Annotated in this window: 15 protein-coding genes and 2 pseudogenes; 5 read left to right on the top strand and 12 right to left on the bottom strand. The window is 69.6% G+C overall.

Going from position 1 to position 18,329, the window contains the following annotated elements:
* Nucleotides 1-268: 268 nt before the first annotated feature.
* On the top strand, nt 269-1,876 hold the full coding sequence (locus AB0N14_RS02075) for a glycosyltransferase family 2 protein (RefSeq protein WP_366023807.1): 1,608 nt from the start codon (nt 269-271) through the stop codon (nt 1,874-1,876).
* Between the two features lie 12 nt (nt 1,877-1,888).
* Here AB0N14_RS02075 and AB0N14_RS02070 read toward each other — a convergent pair whose 3' ends face one another.
* Nucleotides 1,889-4,135 carry a bifunctional glycosyltransferase family 2 protein/CDP-glycerol:glycerophosphate glycerophosphotransferase gene (locus tag AB0N14_RS02070; protein WP_366023806.1) on the bottom strand — a complete coding sequence of 749 codons (2,247 nt, stop codon included), beginning with the start codon at nt 4,133-4,135 and terminating at the stop codon, nt 1,889-1,891.
* A gap of 110 nt (nt 4,136-4,245) precedes the next feature.
* Nucleotides 4,246-4,389: a hypothetical protein gene (locus AB0N14_RS02065; protein ID WP_366023805.1), complete on the bottom strand. Its 144-nt coding sequence runs from the start codon at nt 4,387-4,389 to the stop codon at nt 4,246-4,248.
* Nucleotides 4,390-4,726: 337 nt separating this feature from the next.
* On the opposite strand from AB0N14_RS02065, the gene AB0N14_RS02060 reads away from it, so the two are divergent.
* The 3 genes from AB0N14_RS02060 to AB0N14_RS02050 are packed head-to-tail and all read left to right on the top strand — an operon-like array spanning nt 4,727 to nt 5,690.
* Nucleotides 4,727-5,032: a hypothetical protein gene (locus AB0N14_RS02060; protein WP_366023804.1), complete on the top strand. Its 306-nt coding sequence runs from the start codon at nt 4,727-4,729 to the stop codon at nt 5,030-5,032.
* A gap of 56 nt (nt 5,033-5,088) precedes the next feature.
* The gene (locus AB0N14_RS02055; RefSeq protein WP_366023803.1) at nt 5,089-5,439 is read left to right on the top strand and encodes a transposase family protein; all 351 of its coding nucleotides are present in this window, start codon (nt 5,089-5,091) and stop codon (nt 5,437-5,439) included.
* Complete coding sequence (locus AB0N14_RS02050; protein WP_366024265.1) at nt 5,424-5,690, top strand: hypothetical protein; 267 nt, start codon at nt 5,424-5,426, stop codon at nt 5,688-5,690. Before AB0N14_RS02055 ends, AB0N14_RS02050 begins: the two co-directional genes overlap by 16 nt.
* On the opposite strand, the pseudogene AB0N14_RS02045 reads toward AB0N14_RS02050, so the two are convergent.
* Nucleotides 5,637-6,067 (bottom strand): annotated as a pseudogene (locus tag AB0N14_RS02045) (transposase family protein); the annotation flags it as partial. The gene AB0N14_RS02050 and the pseudogene AB0N14_RS02045 overlap by 54 nt on opposite strands.
* A gap of 95 nt (nt 6,068-6,162) precedes the next feature.
* On the opposite strand from AB0N14_RS02045, the pseudogene AB0N14_RS02040 reads away from it, so the two are divergent.
* Nucleotides 6,163-6,342, top strand: a pseudogene (locus tag AB0N14_RS02040) (IS256 family transposase); the annotation flags it as partial.
* 538 nt (nt 6,343-6,880) lie between these two features.
* On the opposite strand, the gene AB0N14_RS02035 reads toward AB0N14_RS02040, so the two are convergent.
* The 9 genes from AB0N14_RS02035 to AB0N14_RS01995 form a co-directional block, all read right to left on the bottom strand.
* On the bottom strand, nt 6,881-7,828 hold the full coding sequence (locus AB0N14_RS02035) for an alpha/beta hydrolase (protein ID WP_366023802.1): 948 nt from the start codon (nt 7,826-7,828) through the stop codon (nt 6,881-6,883).
* 48 nt (nt 7,829-7,876) lie between these two features.
* Entirely contained in the window at nt 7,877-8,521 is a 645-nt protein-coding gene (locus tag AB0N14_RS02030; RefSeq protein WP_366023801.1) for an LUD domain-containing protein, read from the bottom strand.
* Nucleotides 8,518-9,957 carry a lactate utilization protein B gene (locus AB0N14_RS02025; RefSeq protein ID WP_366023800.1) on the bottom strand — a complete coding sequence of 480 codons (1,440 nt, stop codon included), beginning with the start codon at nt 9,955-9,957 and terminating at the stop codon, nt 8,518-8,520. Before AB0N14_RS02025 ends, AB0N14_RS02030 begins: the two co-directional genes overlap by 4 nt.
* Complete coding sequence (locus AB0N14_RS02020) at nt 9,954-10,718, bottom strand: (Fe-S)-binding protein (RefSeq protein ID WP_366023799.1); 765 nt, start codon at nt 10,716-10,718, stop codon at nt 9,954-9,956. The genes AB0N14_RS02025 and AB0N14_RS02020 overlap by 4 nt, the downstream gene beginning before the upstream one ends.
* Nucleotides 10,715-11,629 carry a carbohydrate ABC transporter permease gene (locus tag AB0N14_RS02015; protein WP_366023798.1) on the bottom strand — a complete coding sequence of 305 codons (915 nt, stop codon included), beginning with the start codon at nt 11,627-11,629 and terminating at the stop codon, nt 10,715-10,717. The genes AB0N14_RS02020 and AB0N14_RS02015 overlap by 4 nt, the downstream gene beginning before the upstream one ends.
* Complete coding sequence (locus tag AB0N14_RS02010) at nt 11,626-12,558, bottom strand: sugar ABC transporter permease (protein ID WP_366023797.1); 933 nt, start codon at nt 12,556-12,558, stop codon at nt 11,626-11,628. Before AB0N14_RS02010 ends, AB0N14_RS02015 begins: the two co-directional genes overlap by 4 nt.
* On the bottom strand, nt 12,555-13,943 hold the full coding sequence (locus AB0N14_RS02005) for an extracellular solute-binding protein (RefSeq protein WP_366023796.1): 1,389 nt from the start codon (nt 13,941-13,943) through the stop codon (nt 12,555-12,557). The genes AB0N14_RS02010 and AB0N14_RS02005 overlap by 4 nt, the downstream gene beginning before the upstream one ends.
* A gap of 94 nt (nt 13,944-14,037) precedes the next feature.
* Nucleotides 14,038-15,135: an enolase C-terminal domain-like protein gene (locus AB0N14_RS02000; protein WP_366023795.1), complete on the bottom strand. Its 1,098-nt coding sequence runs from the start codon at nt 15,133-15,135 to the stop codon at nt 14,038-14,040.
* Nucleotides 15,136-15,184: 49 nt separating this feature from the next.
* On the bottom strand, nt 15,185-18,205 hold the full coding sequence (locus tag AB0N14_RS01995; RefSeq protein WP_366024232.1) for a discoidin domain-containing protein: 3,021 nt from the start codon (nt 18,203-18,205) through the stop codon (nt 15,185-15,187).
* Between the last annotated feature and the right edge of the window lie 124 nt (nt 18,206-18,329).

The raw sequence follows: 18,329 nt of genomic DNA, 5'->3' as shown, positions 1-18,329 counted from the left end.
GCACGCTGGGTCCCCGAGTCGGGCGCGGCGGTTGACGGAGCTGTTGGGGGCATAGCGGGTTCCGTTGGCGCGGTGACGCGAAAGCCTCCGGGAGTCTCCTCGCCAGGGAGCCTGTGCGGCGCCCTGGCGCACACGATGTAGGAGGTCCCGATAGTTTGGTCCCACATAATGTAGGAGTTCAGGGGCCCTGCCCGAGCCGGGCCCTCTGCTCCACCGACGGCAGGGGGTGCCGGTTACGGGTGCACGAATGGGAGCAAGGGTGTCCAGCGTGAACGATGGCGTCGTGACGGTGGCGGTCATCACGTACAACGACGCGGAGCATGTTGCGGAGGCGGTCGCCTCGGCGCTCGCACAGGGCGAGGCGGTCGGCGAGGTCGTCGTCGTCGACGACGCTTCCACCGACGACACCCCGCGCGTACTGGAACGGCTCGCAGCCGCCGAGCCACGGGTGCGCGTCGTGCGCCGTGCGGCCAACAGCCGCGGCTGCGGCACCCCGCGCAACGACGGCATCGATGCGGCCCGCTCCCCGTGGCTGGTCTTCCTCGACAGTGACGACGTGCTGCCGCCGAAGGCTGTGGACGCGCTGCTCGCCGTCGCACTGCGGCATGACGCCGATGTGGCGGCGGGGCTGTGCGTACGGCGCGAGCTGCACAGTGGACGCGAGATCCCCTGGCAGGAGCAACTGTTCACGAGGGAGTCGGTGCACGACGGGGTGGCCGGGCGCCCGCAGACGCTGTGGGACACGCTGTCGGTGAACAAGATCTATCGCCGTGATTTCCTGCTCTCCCGACAGATCCGTTTTCCCGACGGCGCGGCGCACTACGAGGACTTCGTCTTCACCGCGCGTGTCTATGCGGCCCGTCCGCGCCTCGCCGTCACCCCCGAGACTGTCTACGTCTGGAATGTGCGCTACGGCACCGGTCGGGCCTCTATCTCGCTGCGCCGAGACCGGATCCAGAACTGGAAGGACCGGGTCGCCGCCCATCAGCAGGTGCTGGAGATCATGCGGGACAGGGGCGACCAAGAGCTGCTGATCGCCGCGCAGACCAAGTTCCTCGAGCACGATCTTGCCGTTTACCTGAGCGAACTGCCGCGGCGTGCGTCGGAGTATCAGGACGTCTGGTGGCGGATCTCGCGCGAGCATGTACGCCCCTTCGCGGCGGAGGCCGTACGCCGGGCCACGCCCGCCGCCCGCTGGCGCACCGCGGTGCTGCTCGGACGCGAGCGGAAAGCCGCGAACATCCGGCGGCTCGCGGAGCTGGCGGCCGACCCGCCGCGGCTGGCGCCGCCGTACGCCGGTGACACACGGCGACCGCTGTGGGACGAGGCAGATTCCGTCTCTGACGGGATGTACGAGATCGTGCTCGACGGCCTCGCCGAGGCCCCGATCGGACAGCTGCCGCTCTATGTCGCAGCGGACGTGCGCGCTGGCCGCCGTCTCGTCCTCGAACTGCGGCTGGCCGACCTCTACGGAAGAACCGGGCACGCGGGCCCGGAGCACGCGACCGTCGAGCTGCGCCACCGGGTGAGGGGGACGACGCACCGGTACGAGACCGCGTGGGAGGCCGGGCCGAGCGGACACGGCGGCTGGCGTGCCACCGTCACCGTCGACCCGGCGGCGCTGTGCGAACCTGGCGCGATCACCACCTGGGACGCCTGGGTGACCCTGACCTTCCGGGACGGTGAGCCGGTCACGACGCCCCTGCGTGCCGAGTCGGGCCTCAGACGGCTGGTGCACGTCGGCCGCCGAGGGCAGGTGCTGCTGCTCCAGCCGCACGCCACCAACAGCGGCTGCCTCGCCGTGCGCGTCGCCGACGGCCTTGCCGGTGCGGGCCGCGTTCTCGCCGGACGGCTCGCCCGCCGCGTGCGGCACTGAGCGGCGACGCGGTCAGCTGCTCGTCGGTGCCGTGCCGGACGCGTCTGCCAGCTCCTCGGCCGGCTCGCCCAGGAAGACGCGACGCACCACGCGCTCGGCCGCGTGCCCGTCGTCGTAGGGGCAGAAGCGCGCCCGGAACCCGGAGAGCCGTTTGGCCGCGCCCGGCCCCGTGTACTCGCCGCTGCGCAAGACCTTCGCGAGCTGCTCCTGCGTGGTGGCGATCGCGCCGGGCGCCTCGGCGAGGAGGTCGAAATAGGCCCCTCGTGTGCGCCGGTAGATCTCCCAGTCGGGCGCGTAGATCACGATCGGCCTGTCCAAGGCGGCGTAGTCGAACATCACCGAGGAGTAGTCGGTGATCAGCACATCGGCCGCGATGCAGAGGTCTTCGATCGACGGGTGGGACGAGACGTCCACGACGCCCCGCGACGCCGCGTTCTGCGGGGCGTCGAAGTAGTGCAAGCGCAGCAGCAGGACATGGTCGTGGCCGAGCTGGACGGCGAGCCGCTGCGCGTCGAGCAGAGGCGCCGCCTCGTCCTGGTGGTCGCGGTGGGTGGGCGCGTAGAGGACAGCGGTCTGCCCGGGGGCGATGCCCAGTTCGTCCCGTACGCGGTTCACTCGGTCGGGCGAGGCGTTGACCAGCCGGTCCACGCGCGGATAGCCCGTCTGGAGTACCTCGTAGCCGCCGGGATAGACCCGGGTGAACACCTCGGTGGTGTGCGGGTTCGGCGAGACCAGGAAGTCCCACCGCCCGGACTGCTCCACCAGCCTGTCGAAGTTCATGCCGCGCGCGGCCGCGGGGTGGTCACGCAGGTCGATCCCCATCTTCTTCAGAGGGGTGCCGTGCTGTGTCTGCACCAGCACCGCGCCGCGCCGCTTGGGCAGCTCATACGGGAAGTTCACATTGTTGACCAGGTACTTCGCCCGCGCCATGGTGCGCAGACAGCGGGCCGAGCCGTCCACCACGTACTCGACGCCCGGCGGGATCGAACCCGTCCTGTCCTCGGCGACCACCCACACTCCACGGATGCCCGGCGCGAGCTCGCGGGCCTTGTCGAAGATGGCCGCGGGGTTGCAGGCGTACCCGCGGTTCCAATAGGCAGAGTAGACGGCAAGGGTGTCGTCGGCGGGAAGCAGCAGGCAGGCGCGGAAGTAGGCCCGCCGCACCGCCGTCGCAGCGAGCCGGGATGCCCGCAGTGCCACACCGCGCGTCCGGCCGAGGGCGGCACGAAGTGCGAGACGAAGTCGGTTCACCGGCTCCAGCGCCGCGTACGCGCGGAAGGCATCCCGCTCCACCAGCCGGTACTGCAGGCCGCGCAGGCCGGACGGGTACGAGTAGCCCTGTGGCCGGAACCGCCGGAAGTGCTCCGACGTCCGCCGGAAGAAATCGCGCCGCAGCTTCTTCGGTACCAGGCCGGGGGTGGCGAGTACGGTCGTCGCATGGCGCACGGTGCGGTCGAAGACGGCCTTTCGGAACAGCTCGGCGGTCGCGGCCTCGCGGTCGATGAAGGCGAAGATCCGCTCGTACTGGCCGAAGAGATCGAAGTGCCTCGGGCTGGAGGTGTTGGTGATTGCGCCCTCTCGCCCGCGCCGGTAGTGGTAGCAGACCCGGTCGAGCATGCTGAGTCGACGCGCGGCGAGCAGTAGGGGGTAGGTGACGGAGATGTCCTCGTAGAACCCGCGTCCGAAGTCCACGTCCAGGCCGAGGAGGAACTCCCGGCGCAGCACCCTGCTCCACGCGGTCATGATGAGGTCCAGGGTGCTGGGGCGCACGGCGAGCGTGAACGTCTCGGGGGCGTCCCAGAAGAGATGCGCGCGCACGTTGCGCTCCACACCTCCGTCCGGGTTGGCCAGGGCGAAGTCGACGAGAAGTACGTCGGGGCTGGTCCGCCGCAGCCGCTCGGCGACCGCGGCCAGCGCCCCGTCGGTCAGCCGGTCGTCGCTGTCGACGAACCAGACGTATTCGCCCTTGGCCCGCGCCAGGCCCTCGTTGCGCGCCTGGCCGAGGCCGACGTTCTGCGGCAGGTGCACCACGCGCAGCCGCGGGTCCCGAGCCGCGTACTCGTCGAGAAGGGCACCACTCCCATCGGGGGAGCAGTCGTCCACGGCCACGACCTCGACCCCCCTGAAGGACTGCGACGGCCCGAGCACCGAGTCCAGACACTCTGGCAGATACTCCTGCACCTGATAGACGGGCAGGACGATACTGATCAGTATCCCGTCCTCGGACAGCGGCGTGATCTGGGTGCCAGTCGTTGCCACGTGACCTCCAAGCACATGTCGGTGTGTATGCGTCCTGCGCACCTCGTCATCGGTTCGCGTTGCGGCCTGGCCGATGCACGGGTGCCCGCAGGAATCCCGGAACCGTCGCCCTATACCTCTATGCCGAGGCTCCGTGTGCCGGCGGCGCTGGTGCTGTGCCGCCCGCTGGTCTGCGTCGGGACGCCGTCCACGGGCACCGCCAGCGGCAGCAGCACCGCTCCGATAACGGCTTTCCGCCGTGCTCGCGAAGTCATCTCGCACCTTTCCGAGCCACGAACGGACGATCTGCCCGTGGCCGCGCACCGCCCCCGGACCTACGTCTGCGCAGGGTTATGCGGCGGACTCTCAGGCCCAGAGTAGTCCTACATGATGTAAGAGTTCTAGTGCGACCGTGAATGGTGAGGTGGAGCAGCCCACTCGGAGATAGCGGGAAGCGTGTCCGTTCCCGCGCCCGGAACCCCACCGAAACGCCACCCGAAAGAGCGGGTCCGCGCAGAACTTCATCGCCGATCACGGCTACCTGGTCGTGTTCCTCCTGATGCTGGCCGAACGGGCGTGCACCCCGCCCCGTCGGAGCTGATCATTTTGCGAGTGCGCGCCCGCTTCCTCGTCCCCGGCGGCCGACTGTGCATCACCGACGTGACGGCCGTCCCCGACCGGCTTCCGTCCGAACTGACCGGCCCGGCCTCGCGGATCGCCTGCATCGCCGATGCCCGCCCGCTGGACGAGTACGCCGAGATCCTGGCCGCCGCCGGGCTGCGCACGGAGCGCCACGACCACGCCATAACCCGCATGATCGACCAGATCGAGGCGGTCGTTGCTGTACTGCGCTGCTGTGCGGCAACCACCGCCGTTCGCAGGACTGTAAGACGTTCGGCTCTTACAAGATTTTCGTAGTCGGTGATCGGGTCGGCCGCAGCTCGGGACGTGACGTCAGTTTGGTTGCAGGCTGGGTGGTGTGTGATGTCGAGTTGGAGGTCCTGCTGCCGCATCTGGCCGCGGTGCAGGTCGAGGGGCTGGAGGCTGGCACCGGGCTGATCCGCATCACGGCACGGACCCGTGACGGCATCGCGGTGGCCTGCCCGGACTGCGGCCGGTCCTCGGACTGGGAGCACAGCCGGTATGTGCGGCACGTGACGGACGAAGCGGTCGGCGGCCGCCCGGTGGTGATCGACTTGTCGGTGCGCCGCCTGTACTGCGAGAACCCGGACTGCCCGAAGACCACCTTCGCCAAGCAGGCGGACGGGCTGACTGCGCGCTACCAGCGCCGGACCCGGCCCTGCAGAGGGTGGTTGAGCAGGTAGCTGCCGCTTTGGCAGGGAAGGCCGGCGCGAGGCTGCTGAGCCATCTGCACCAGGTTCTGTCCTGGTCGAGCATGCTGACCTGTCTGCTGCACATCCCCCTGCCGCTCCTGGAAACGCCCGCGGTGCTGGGCGTGGACGACTTCGCGCTGCGGCGCGGACATCGCTATGCCACGATCCTTATCGACGCCGTCCATGGCGCGCAGGGCAGTGTGACGAGACAGGCCCGCCGCGAGTATCGCCAGCAGACGTGATCCCGCCCGGCCCGCCAACTCCTTGACCACAGCCTTGACTTGCCTGGTCAGACGGGCCGTGCGTCGCTGGTAACGCTCCAGCACCCCGGGCACCTGCTCGCGGAAGGTCTGCAGGCAGCCGCGCGTGGGACACACCAAGCGTCGCACCCGCACCCGCACCACCACCCGCCGTCCGTCGACCGGCACGTCGGCCACCGTCCGCAGGTGAGATCCGTGCACCCGCCCCGACGACGCGCCGCACACCGGACAGACCGCGGTGCCCTGCGGAGTCCGCGCACGCACCACGATCCGCTCGCCCTCGTCGGCCACATCCTCTATGACCAGCCGGGGAAAGACCCGAAAAACACCGTCTGCACAAGCTCGTTGACATCCTTCACGCGAGTGTCAACGATCCTCACGACTCTCCGTCACCACCGAATGTGAGACAGGGCCTAGTCAACGGCGGATCTGCTGATCAAGGGAGAGACGCCGCGTGAGCGAGACGACGATCGAGCACGAGTCCGTGGAGGAGCCGGTCGGCGGTGGGATGCCGTCTGCCGCCTCGGACGAGCAGCTCGTCGCGATGCTGGTTGATCGGGCCCAGAGTGAGGGTCTGCGACTGACCGGCGAAGGCGGGCTGTTGCAGATGCTGACCAAGCGGGTGCTGGAGTCAGGGCCGAATGGCAGAACCGTCCCCTCGACCGCGGCTCTGTTGTTCAGCTCGCCGACGGGGCTCCATGGATGTCCTGGACACGGCCGGGCAGCTCGCCGAGCTGCGCGAGCGCACCGACCATCTACTAGACCGGATCGCGGTCAATCGTGTGCGAAGTGGACGAATGGACGACCGTCTTCGGTCTCGTGGCCGAGGGAGCAGGTGTCACCTCCGTCTCCCAGCCGCTGAACTTCGCCTGCTCCCGGGCAACGTCGGTCCTGCGGTCCCTGCGGCGGATCCCGCTCCGTGGAATCAGCCTGGAGTGTCGCATCGATCTCGTCCCGCCGAAGGGACACGCCGCCAGCCCCGCCGCCCGCCGCTTCGTGGAGTACGCACGCACGCGCTGCCCGCCGTGCGGGACCCTTCGTGAGCGCCCTCGTGGGCTCCGGGGGAGGACGATGCGGGTGTCGTGCCGGAGGGCGAAGGCCCGGCGCCCGTGTGCCAGTTGGCGGTGGCTCCCGGCGTGCGCCGGGGCGGGCTCACTCGGCCGAGCGCGAGGTCACTGGGCAACCGGCCGGATTTCCGCGGCCCGGTCGGTCGCGGGGCGGCGCAGGTGATGGGCGAGGAAGGCGACGCAGCGGGCGACGACCGGAGCGACGTCGGCGTTGAGGAAGATGTGCTCGGCGCCCGGTACGGCGACGAGCTCCGCGTGGTTGCCGGCGGCCCGCAGGAGTCCGGCCAGGCGCTCGCTGTGCTCGAAGGGGACGAGCGTGTCGTGGGTCCCGTGGACCAGGAGGAAGGGCGGCGCCGGGGACCGCGCGTAGCTGACCGGGCTGGCGGCTGCCGCCAGGTGCAGCCTGTCGGCCGGGTCGCCGCCCAGGAAGGTGACGAAGGGGTCGTGGGGGCCGGGCGCGTCCGGCAGCAGCGCCCCCACGTCGGTGATCCCGTACCAGTCCACGACAGCCCCGACCGTCGTGTCGCCCTGTGCGATCCCTTCCGTTCCTTCGAGCGAGGGGTGGGCTGCGTCGGTGAGCCCGGCCAGCGCGGCCAGGTGACCGCCGGCCGACTCGCCCCACACGCCGATCCGCGTCCCGTCGATCCCGAGCGTCCCGGCGTAATGGCGCAGGTAGCGGATGGCCGCTTTGACGTCGTGCAGTTGGGCGGGGAAGGGGGCTTCGCGGGCGTGGCGGTAGTCGATGGTGGCGACGGCGAGTCCGGCCCGCAGCAGGGAGCCGAACAGGAGGTCCGCGCTCACGGTCGGCGGCGGGTGGCGCCGGTCGCCCTCCATCCAGGCGCCGCCGTGGATCCAGACCACCACGGCGGGGGGTTCGGCAGCCGCCGGCACGGACAGGTCCAGCAGCCGCGGCCGGTAACCGGAGTTGGTGGCGTAGCTCAGCCCGTCGTATCGGCGGACGCCGTCGGCGGCGGTGGTGGGGGCGGTCGGTGGGAGCTGTACCGGCGGTACGGCGAGCTCGGGCGGCGGCCAGGCGATCGGCTCGGAGGGCAAGGCTGCTCCAGGTGTCGTCGGGTGAGGGGTGCGCGGCGCCGGTGCGGCTCAGGGGTGGACGAGGACGACGTCGAGGATGCGGGGGCCGTGGACGCCTTCGACGCGTTCGAGTTCGATGTCGCTGGTGGCGGAAGGACCGGAGATCCAGGTGAGCGGGCGGTTCGGTGACAGCCTCGCCACGGCGGCCGGAACCGAGGCGACGACCTGTTCCGGAGCGCGCACCACGCAGAGGTGGTGGTCGGGGATCAGGCTCAGCGCACGCCGGCCCTGCCCCGGCCCGCCGTCCAGCACGATCGTGCCCGTCTCGGCTATGGCCAGCGCACACCCCGTCACCACGCTGTCCGCCGCGTCCCAGGCGCGCGGGCTCAGCGGCGGGGTGTCGGTGAGCCGTTCGACCACGGCCTCGGACAGCCACTCCTCGGGCAGCCCCTCGGGGACGACGACCGTACGAGCACCCCGCCGGGCCAGCACCGCGGCCACCGTCCCGGGCAGACCGGCGGGGTCGCACCGGTGCACGGCCGCGCGGTACTCGGTGAGATGGTCCTGAAGCAGGTCCAGCAGCTCACCGGGGTCGTCCGCGGCGTGTGCGGCCCGGTAGTCGCGGGCGACGGGGACGTCCTCGGGCCCCTCCTGGCGGGGGACGTCGCTCAGGGCCGTGCGGATACGGCCGAGCACCACGTCCCGGCTGCTCATGGGCGCTCCTCGGTCGTTCGGTTGGCGCGCCACCAGTCGCGGAAGGGCGCGGCCGGGATACGGGGCAGATCGCGGGACTCGCTCCAGGCACCGCTGCCGGGTCCGGGCAGGCGGCGGGGGTGCAGCCGTCGGGTACGGGAGGCGGTGCGCTCGGCCGCGGCGAGAACCGCCGGACGGTCGAGGACCCAGCCGGCCGCGCGGACGGCGCCCTTCTCCAGCCGGTGGCCCGCACCGCCCTGCTCGGCCACCCGTTCGCGGAGGTGGACGAGGACTTCGGGGATGTCGATGGCAACCGGGCAGACCTCGTAGCAGGCGCCGCACAGGGAGGAGGCGTAGGGCAGGGAGGCGTCCAGTTCGGTACCGATCCCACGGAGTTGGGGGGTGAGGATGGCTCCGATGGGGCCGGGGTAGGGCGAGCCGTAGGCGTGGCCGCCGGCGCGTTCGTAGACGGGACAGACGTTGAGGCATGCGGAGCAGCGGATGCAGCGCAGCGCCTGGCGGCCGACTTCGTCGGCGAGGGTGGCGGTGCGGCCGTTGTCGAGCAGGACCAGGTGGAATTCCCGGGGCCCGTCGCCTTCGGTGGTGCCGGACCACATCGAGGTGTACGGGTTCATCCGCTCGGCGGTGGAGGAGCGGGGCAGGGTCTGGAGGAAGACCTCCAGGTCCCGCCAGGTGGGTACGACTTTCTCGATCCCCACCACGGAAATCAGCGTCTCGGGCAGGGTCAGGCACATCCGGCCGTTGCCCTCCGACTCCACGACGACCATCGTGCCGGTTTCGGCGACCATGAAGTTCCCGCCGGAAATGGCCACCTTGGCGCGCAGGAACTTCTCGCGCAGGTGCAGGCGGGCGGCCTCGGCCAGTTCCGCGGGATCGTCGGTGAGTCCCTCGGGCGCCGGGCGTCCCCACTGGCTCATGGTCGCGCGGAAGATGTCCCGGATCTCGCCCCGGTTTTTGTGGATTGCCGGGACCAGGATGTGGGAGGGCCGGTCGTCGCCCAACTGCACGATCAGTTCGGCGAGGTCGGTCTCGTAGGCGGTGATGCCTTCGGCGGCCAGGGCTTCGTTGAGGCCGATCTCCTGGGTGGCCATGGACTTGACCTTGACGACCTCGGTCTCCCCGGTGGCCTTGATCAGGTCGGCGACGATCCGGTTGGCCTCGCCGGCATCGGCCGCCCAGTGCACCACACCGCCGGCTCGGGTGACCGCCGCCTCCAACTGCTCGAGGTAGTGGTCGAGATGCCGCAGCGTCCGGTCCTTGATCGCGGCTCCGGCGGCGCGCAGCCGTGCCCAGTCGTCCAGCTCGGCTACGGCCTGCGCGCGCTTGGCGCGGATGGTGCCGGTGGCCCGGGTCAGGTTCGCCCGCAGACGGGTGTCCTGGGTGGCGGCGGCGGCCGCGCGGGGGAAGGCGGGCATCCCCAGGTACGTACCGGTCATCGCAAGGGTTCCGTCCGGGTGGAGGCAAGGATTTCGGCGAGGTGCAGCGGGCGCAGGTCACTGCCCCGGCGGCGCAGCATCCCGTCCAGGTGCATGAGGCAGGAGTTGTCGGCGCCGCACAGCACGCGGGCGCCGGTGGCCTCGGCGTTGCGGATCTTGTCGGCGCCCATGGCCGCCGAGACGTGGGGGTTCTTCACCGCGAAGGTGCCCCCGAACCCACAGCACTCGTCCGCGCCGGGCAGTTCCACCAGTTCCAGGCCCTCGACCGCCTCCAGCAGCCGCCGGGGACGGTCGCCGAGTCCCAGCACCCGCAATCCATGACAGGACGGGTGGTAGGTGACGGTGTGGGGAAAGTACGCGCCGACGTCGGTCACGCCCAGTACGTCGACCAGGAACTCGCTGAACTCGTGGACCCGGCCGGCCAGCGAACGGGCCTGGTCGGCAAGGTCGTCGGCCCGCCCCTCGGCCGCGGCGCGCGAGCCGAGCCGGGGATAGTTGTCGCGTACCATGGCCACGCAGGAGCCCGACGGGGCCACCACGTGGTCGTATCCGTCGAACGCCTTCGCCATGCGGCGCAGCAGCGGCTCGGTCTCCCGGCGGTAGCCGGTGTTGTACTGCGGCTGGCCGCAGCACGTCTGCTCGAAGGGGAAATCCACCTCGACGCCGAGCCGTTCGAGGACGGTGACCGTGGCGATCGCCGTGGCGGGGTGGACGGCGTCGTTGACGCAGGTGGGGAAGAGGGCGACGCGGAGGGAACTCATTCCTTGGTCGCTCCGGCGAGCATCCCGGACACCAGTGTGCGCTGCGAGAACAGGAAGAGCACCAGAACGGGCAGGATGGCGACGATGATCGCCAGGGCCAGTTCCGGGATGGTGATGTTCAGACCGGCACCGGCAACGGGGTTGAAGGACGGCGTGGAGGTCAGCAGCTGGTACAGGCCCACCTGGACGGGGAACTGCTCGCTTTTCGGCAGGACGAGGTACGGCAGGAAGAAGTTGTTCCAGTTGCCCACGAAGCTGAAGAAGGCGACCAGCCCGACCACCGGCTTCGCCAGCGGCAGCGCGATGCGCGAGAAGAGCTGCCATTCCGTACAGCCGTCGATCCGCGCGGCCGACAGCAGGTCCTTGGGCAGGCTGCTCCCGAAGTAGATGTACACGAGGTACACGCCGAACGGGTAGAAGGAGAAGGGCAGGATCACCGACCAGATGGTGCCGATCAGGTGGAAGCGGTTGAGTTCCAGGAAGACCGGAAGCACCAGGGTGGCCTGCGGCATGATCATCGTGACCAGGGTGATCATGAGGAGCGTCTTGCGTCCGCGGAACTTCGTCAGGGCCAGTGCGTACCCGGCGGGCACGCTGACGGCCAGCGTCAGGATGAGCGAACCACCGGAGTAGATGGCCGAGTTGCGCAGCCAGGTGACCATGGCGCCGTCCTGGAAGGCGAACAGGTGCCGCCAGGCGGCACCGATCTGCCGGAACGAGCCGAAGGAGAACGGGTTGTCCTGCACCACTTGGCCCGCGGTCTTCGACGGCGCGAGCAGCAGCCAGATCACCGGCAAAACGAAGAACACCAGCAACAGGGCCAGCAGGAGGCCCACTACCAGGAAGGAGGCGGCCCGGGAAGGGGCGAAGCGCCGGCCCGCCGCCGCCGAGGGGACAGTGGTCTGTGTCATTTCTCGTCCAACTTGAACAGGTTCGATCGGGCCACCAGCAGTCCGGCCGCCAGGAGCCCCAGCGCCAGCAGGAAGACGGAGATGGCGGCGGCGCCGTTGAAGTCGCCCTGCTGGAAGGCGTAGACGTAGGCGAGCTGGTTGGGTGACCACGTGGGGCTCACCCGGCCGAGGCTGGCGGTCTGGAGCAACTGGGGCTCGACGAACAGCTGGGTGCCGGTGGCGAACGCCATGATCGTCATGTAGACGATCCACTGCCGGATCATCGGGATCTGGATGTGCCAGGCGGTGCGCCAGGGCCCCGCGCCGTCCATCCGGGCGGCTTCCAGCACCTCGTCGGGGATGTTGTTCAGCGCCCCGTACATCACGACCATCCAGCCGCCGGCGCCGGTCCAGAAGGCGATCAGCATGAGGACCAGCGGCAGGTTGCCGGGCGAGAGCACGGCCGCGAAGGTCTGCAGTCCCATGCTCTTGAGCATCCAGGACACCGGGCTGACGTCGGGGTCCAGCATGAACAGCCAGACCAGGACGCTGGCGACTCCGGCGAGGGCACCGGGAATGTAGTACAGGAAGCGGAAGAGCGCCGAAGTGCCCGGCCGCACCCGGCTGCGCAGGACCACCGCGACGAGGACCACCAGGACGACGAGTGTGACCAGCCACATGACCAGGTAGATCAGCATGTTCGTGAAGGCCGGCACGAAGCGGTAGTCCTGGGCGACCTTCAGGAACTGGTTGAGTCCGGTGAACTGGCCCCGGTCGTTGGTGAGCGCCAGGTAGAACGAGTAGCCGGTGGGGAAGACGCCGAACGCGAGCAGCAGCACCGCGTAGCCGGCGACGAAGAAGTAGCCCGCGAGACCGCGGCCCCTCCGCCGCGGCATGATGCCGCGGCGGAGGGGGGAGACGGCGACGCGCTCGGTCTCCAGCAAGGTCATTGGTTGACCACCTGGTATCCGTGGGCCTTCGCCTCGTTGCTGATCTCCTGCTGCCACGCCGGCAGGGTCGAGGTCAGGGTCTTGCCGGCGGTCAGGGCCGGCAGCACGACGCTGGACCAGGCGGTGGCGTCCGGGAACTTGGTGTTCGACCAGCCGGTCCACACCTCGTTGGCGGCCTCCTGGAAGGGCTTGCTCACGTCGTTGGCGAAGTAGTCGCTGTTGGCCGGGTTGGCCAGCCACGCCTCCGCGGCCTTGGTGTAGGCCGGGTAGGTCGGCGCGGAGGCCTGGTTCTGGTCGGAGGTGGTCAGCCAGGTGGCCAGGTCCGTGGACGCCTTGAGGTTGGCGCTGTGCGAGGACACCATCCACACGCCGCCGCCGACGTTGCCGGTGGCGGCCGTGGTCTCACCCTTCCAGGTCAGCGGGGACGCCGCGGCGATCTGCTTGGCCGGGGCGTTGAAGGCGGCCTTGAAGAGGTACTGGCCGTACCACGACGGGCCGTACGCCATCAGGACCTTGCTGCCGCTCTCCTTGGCGAAGCCCTGGCTGAAGAAGCCCTTGGTGGTGACGGCCTTGGCGGAGATCAGCCCGTCCAGCAGCTTCGCCATCCGGGTGCAGTTCGGGTCCTGCAGGGCGCTGCGCAGAGTGTCCGGCTTCGTCAGGCTGAACGCCGGGCACCGGCCGGACCAGAAGTACGACTCGTGGGAGTTGGTGTCGCCGACGGAGCCGACGAGGTAGCCGGGGTGGTCCTTGGCGACCTGCTTGCCCAGGGCTTCGTAGTCCTCCCAGGTGGTGGGGACCTTGTAGCCCCACTTGTCCATGAGGTTCTTGTTGTACCAGAGCACGACCTGAGCGATGTCGTTGCGCAGGCAGTAGGTGTGGCCGTTGAACTGGCAGGGCGCGAGGGAGCCCTTGGCGAAGCCGTCCAGCGTGCTCTGCGGTACGAGCTTGTCGTCCAGGGGCGCGGCGAACGGCTGTGCGCCGGGCTTGGTGGGCTCCGACGCCCAGGTCACGTCGGTGGGTGAACCGAACACCACGTCCGGCCAGCCGCTGCCGGTCCGGTCGAAGAGCTGCACCTTCGTCTGGAGATACGTGGAGCCGTCGGCACCGCCGTCGTACGTGACGATCTTCATCTTCACGTTCGGGTGCGACTTCTGGTACGCCTGCACCGACGGCAGGCGGGTCGAGTCGGCCCACACCGTGATCTGCGAGCCGTCCTGCTGCGTGACCGGCTTGAACGCCGGCTGCGCGGACGAGGACGACTGGGCGGTGGTGTCGGCGCTGGCGCAGCCGGCCAGGACAGCCGCTGTGGCCAGGGAGAGCGCGGCCGCCGTGGTGCGCAGCACTGCGCGGCGCCGGCCGATTCTCGGAGATCCGGAAGACCTCATCGTCTTGCCTTTCTTGTTCCTTGCGTGGGACAGGTAACGCGCCTGATGGGGGGCGCCGCTGCGGTGGCGGTCCGGGCGGACGGCCACCACACGGTCAGCGCGGCTGCTCGACGAACGGCAGGAGCTCCTTGCCGTAGCCGAAGTCGAGCGGGAGGGCTATGCCAGGCCCCGTGGGGGCGTGCACCAGGCCCTGGTCGTCCACATGGCGCTCGCGGACGACCTTCGCCGCGGTCACCAGGGACTCGTAGTAGGTGGTGTTGGAGATCGCCATGCACAGGTGGTGGTTCGGGATGTCCGAACCGTGCACCTCGGCCCGCAGCCGGTAGGCGTCGGCGAGGTGTGCGGTGCGCATGGCGCCGGTGATGCCGCCGCGGAGGGTGGTGCCGGCCCGCACCCCGAAGGTGGCGGCACCGGCCCGGATGAAGTCCGCGGAGTTCATGTGCGCTCCGTCGGAGGTCTCGGCCACCAGCAGCGGTATGTCCACGGCCGCTGCCAGCCTCTGGTACGCGGAGATGCTGAACTCGCGCATCGGCTCCTCGTACCAGAGGTAGTCGGCCTCCGAGAGCGCCCGGCCCAGGCGGATCGCGTCGGGCAGGTCGAAGCCGGCCGAGCCGTCGTACATGAGGGGGATCGACGGACCGACGTGGTCGCGCAACGCCAGGCACAGCTCGGCGTCACGCCGGGCGTCGCCCCAGGCGTGCAGCTTGATACCGCGGTAGCCCAGTTCCAGGCACTGGTCCGCCACGTCGAGGAACTCCGCGATGCTGGAGAACGTCGAGGTGGAGGCGTAGGCGGGGATCGCCTCCCGGAAGCCGCCCAGCAGGCGCCAGACAGGCTGGCCGTGGTACCGGCCGGCCAGGTCCCACAGGGCGGTGTCGATCAGGCCCAGGGCGGGGAGCGGGAGCTCGTGGATACGGTCCAGCTCCCACACCCGGTGCCACAGCCATTCCCGCTGGAACGGGTCGGCTCCGACCAGTTCGTCACGGAAGACCCGCTCCACCAGGTCCCGCAGGGTGGCGAAGGCTCCCGGCCGGGCGAACAGCGCCACCCCCTCGGCTCCCTCGTCGGTGCCGATGTGCAGTACCGCGCCGTCGCCCACCGGAGCGCTTCCGCTCAGTCCGTCCCTCCAGCGGAAGGGCGGGCTGGCCGCCGGAACGTCGATCCGGTGTACTTCGACATGGGTGATCTTCATCCTGATGTCATTTCTCTGTGAGCGGGCCGGCTCCAGGGGCGCGTACGGGTCAGAAGTCGCCGTATGCCTGGAGCTCGTAGATGCTGCCGCCGTTCCAGCTGGAGCCGGTGACGGTCAGCCGCAGGTAGCGGGCGGTGACGGGCGAGTCGGCGAACGAGTAGTTGGTCGCCGAGACGGTGTTCTGGGAGGTGTGGTCCTCGAACGTGGACCACGTGACGCCGTCGGCGGAGTACTCGAGCAGGTACTTGTAGCCGCTGGGCTTCTCGAAGGTGGTCACCACGCTGGAGACCGACGTGTCCTGGCCCAGGTCCACCTGGATCCACGACGGGTCGGGCAGCCCCAGGCCCTGGGCCCAGCGGGTGGACAGGTCGCCGTCCACCGCCTTCTGAGGCGTGTTGTCCTCCGAGTACGAGGAAGCGGTGACCGCCTTGTTCTGCGCCAGGTCGCGGTCGGCCGGCATGGTGATGACGGCCGCCGGGCTGGGGTCGGAGGTGTTCAGCGCGGCGTCGCGGGCGACGACGGTGAAGGAATACTGCTTTTCCGGAGTCAGGCCGGAGACCCGCAGGGTCGTGGCGTCGGTGACGGCGATCCGCTTGCCGTCCTGGTAGACGGCGTAGGTGGTCACGCCGGTGTCATCGGTCGCGGCGGGCCAGGTGAGGTCCGCCAGACTGGGCAGCAGCGGCTTGACGGTGGGCTGCCCGGGGGCCGCGGGAGGCGTGTGGTCGGAACTGGGCGCCCTGGGCGTGCCGTAGACCTGGAAGTCGTAGATGCTGCCGCCGTTGCCGCTGGAGCCGGTGACCGTCAGCCGCACGAAGCGCCCGGCGACCGGATCGGCGGTGTGGGAGTAGTCGGTCATCTCCGTGGTGTTCGCCAAGGTGTGGTCCGCCAGCGTCTGCCAGTGGACCTCGTCGGGGGACACCTCGATGCGGTACTTGTAGCCGCTGCTCTTCTCGAAGGTGGTGATCGCGCCGTTCACGTCGTACTGGGCACCGAGGTCCACCTGGATCCAGGACGGGTCGGGCAGACCGAGGCCCTGGGCCCAGCGGGTGGACAGGTCGCCGTCCACCGCCTTCTCGGGGGTGTTGTCCTCGGAGTACGAGGAGTAGGTGACCGGCTTCTTCAGCGCCAGGTCGGAGCCGGAGGGCATGGTGACCTCCAGTGCCTGGCTCGGCTGGGACTCGTTGCCGGCCGCGTCACGGGCGGTGATCTGGAAGCTGTACGTCTTCCCGCCGGTCAGGCCGGACAGGCGCACCGAGGTCTTTCCGGAGGCGCTGACGAGCGTGCCGTCGCGGTAGACGGAGTAGCCCGTGACGCCGGTGTCGTCGGTGGACGCGGGCCAGTTGAGGTCCGCGATGGTCGGGAAGTCGGTGACCGCGGTCGGGGTGCCGGGCGCGGTGGGCGCCTGGTGGTCGGTGACGTCCGGGCCCGGGTCGAGGTGACGGTAGGGCGGCTGGAGACCGGCGTTGTTCACGATCGAGGCCGGGAGCTGGTCGCAGGAGCCGACGGTGGTGTTGCCGCTCACGTTGTTGCCCGTGCTGTTGGCCTGGGTGGTGAACGCGGGCTGGGTGGTGAAGTTGCCGGTGGCGGTGATGTCCATGCCGTGGTTCATCAGCAGCCACTGGTACGCCACGTCGCAGAAGGCGTTGCCGGTGTTCTGCCAGTAGCGGCTGCCCTCGTCGTGGTAGACGGCACCGTAGGCCGGCGCCGGAACGCCGTGGATGTAGTTGCCGGAGACCACGCCACCGGGGTTGGTGCTGAGGGTGTAGATGGCGCCGCCGTCCGCCTGCGACTTCATGATGTCGGAGATGTCGTTGTCGGTGACCTTGTTGTCCCGGCTGGTGGTGTCGGTGTTCCAGATCGGTACGCCGGAGTTGCCGGGGTAGTTGGTGTCGCCGCCCTTGTCGGTCAGACCCCAGCCCCAGCCGACGGAGATGCCGCTGTAGGGCAGGTCGTAGACCTTGTTGTGGGTGATCACCGTGTGGTCGGTGTAGCCGGCCAGGATGCCCACCGAGCCGTTGTACTGGTCGGCGACCTTGGTGACCACGTTGTTGTCGACCGTGGTGTCCTTGGTGATGTCACGCGGATCGTCGGGGTGGGCGTCGATCACGTCGGTGCCGCCGATCTGGATGCCGGTGGCGGCGATCTGGCGGAAGACGTTGCCCGTGATGTCGGTGCCCTGGGTGCCGGTGTTCAGATTGAGACCGACCGCGCCGAGGTGGGTGAAGGTGTTGTCCTGGAAGCCGACGCCGTGGCCGTAGCTCACGTTGACCGCGCCTGGCGTCTTCTGCCACTTCAGACGGGTCGAGTCGAAGTCGGGGTTGTTGTCACCGACCATCCGGAAGCCCGCCTGACCCTCGATGAGGCCGTCGGACGAACTGGGGGCGAGCCAGGTGGAGTACGAGAAGGTGATGCCCTGGAAGGACACGTCGGTCACCGGGTCGGCCCTGGTGCCGTTCAGGTCGACCAGATCCTGCACGCGCGGCACCGTGACGGTCGCGGTGGACAGGTCCTGACCGTCCTTGGGCATGTAGTAGATCTCGCCCGCGCCCTTGTCGAGGTACCACTCGCCGGGGGTGTCCAGCAGCTCGCGGGCGTTCTCCAGCCAGGTCGGATTGGTGATCTCCTGACCCTGCTGAAGGTTGGCGTTGTGCCAGCAGGGCTGCTGCATCGTCATCGTGTTGCCGGAGATCGACTGTACGGGGCAGCGCATGAGCTTCCAGCCCCAACTGCTGACGACCTCCAGGTCCGAGGGACGCTTGTAGCTGCTGAGGCTGCTGTCGGTGAAGGTGTAGCCGGTGGACGTCTTGCTGAAGCCGGCCGGGTTCTTCCCGCCCCGGGCCCGGGTCTCCAACTCGCCGTTCACATAGAGCTGACGGGTGTCGAGGTCGCCGACCTCGGCCTTGTAGACCTTCCCCGACGAGTCGGCCGGGGTCCAGCCGGTGACCTGCGTGCCGCCACTGATCACCGGTTGCGCGCCGGGCGCGGCCTCGTAGACGACCCGGTGCCCGGCACTGCCCGAGTCCTGGGCGGTGAGGGTGAAGGTCCGGCTCAGCCGGTAGGTACCCGACATCAGCAGCACGCGGACGTCGCCGGAGACCTTCGTCTTGACGTCACGCACGTAGTCCCGTGCGTGTTCCAGCGTCTTGAACGGATGCTTGGCGGTACCGGAGCCGGCGTCGCGGCCGGTAGGCGAG

The organism is Streptomyces sp. NPDC051104, assembly GCF_040682835.1.
In the GTDB taxonomy this organism is placed as follows: domain Bacteria; phylum Actinomycetota; class Actinomycetes; order Streptomycetales; family Streptomycetaceae; genus Streptomyces; species Streptomyces cynarae.
Note: the sequence above shows the minus strand (reverse complement) of the source record. Positions and strands in the feature narration are given on the sequence as shown.